This is a genomic window from Phaeobacter sp. SYSU ZJ3003, assembly GCF_041300735.1.
Classification (GTDB): Bacteria; Pseudomonadota; Alphaproteobacteria; order Rhodobacterales; family Rhodobacteraceae; genus Phycobacter; species Phycobacter gallaeciensis_A.
Genome location: NZ_PXNU01000161.1, coordinates 1 through 761, shown reverse-complemented (window position 1 = coordinate 761; position 761 = coordinate 1). Strand labels below are relative to the sequence as shown.

Genomic DNA, 761 nt, shown 5'->3' with positions numbered 1-761 from the left:
GCGCCCTCGGCGCGGGCGGCGCGGACGATGGCTTCGGCGATCGGGTGCTCCGAACGTTCCTCCACCGCGGCGATTTTTGACAGCACCTCCGCCCGTTCAAAACCTGTGGCGAGAACAAGGTCGGTCAGTTCCGGGCGGCCCTCGGTCACGGTGCCGGTCTTGTCGAGCGCCACGACCCCGACCGTGTCCAACTGTTGCAGCGCGTCGCCCTTACGGAACAACACGCCCATCTCAGCGGCGCGGCCGGTGCCCACCATGATCGAGGTTGGCGTGGCTAGGCCCATGGCACAGGGGCAGGCAATGATCAGCACCGATACACCTGCGACCAACGCCAGCGTCAGCGCGGGCGACGGGCCGAAGATCAGCCAGACGAGGATGGTCAGGGTCGCGGCGGCCATCACCGCAGGCACGAACCACAGGGTGATCCGGTCAACCAACCCCTGGATCGGCAGCTTGGCGCCCTGCGCCTCTTCGACCATGCGGATGATCTGGCTGAGGGTGGTGTCACCGCCAACCCGCGTGGCGCGGAACTGCAGGCTGCCTGCGCCGTTCACGGTACCGCCGGTGACGGCATCACCAGCGGTCTTTTCCGCTGGAACCGGCTCGCCTGTCAGCATGCTTTCGTCGACGTGGCTGCTGCCTTCGATCACCTCGCCATCCACGGCAATGCGCTCGCCCGGGCGGACGACGATGATGTCGCCCTGCACCAGCTCATCGACAGAGACCTCGGTGCTCTCGCCGCCCCGCATCACGCGGGCGGT

At 67.5% G+C, this 761-nt stretch carries 1 protein-coding gene; it reads right to left on the bottom strand.

Translation table 11 applies throughout. The features are described 5' to 3' along the window. A partial coding sequence (locus C6W91_RS21220) for an HAD-IC family P-type ATPase (RefSeq protein ID WP_370571622.1) occupies positions 1-761 on the bottom strand: 761 nt, incomplete at both ends.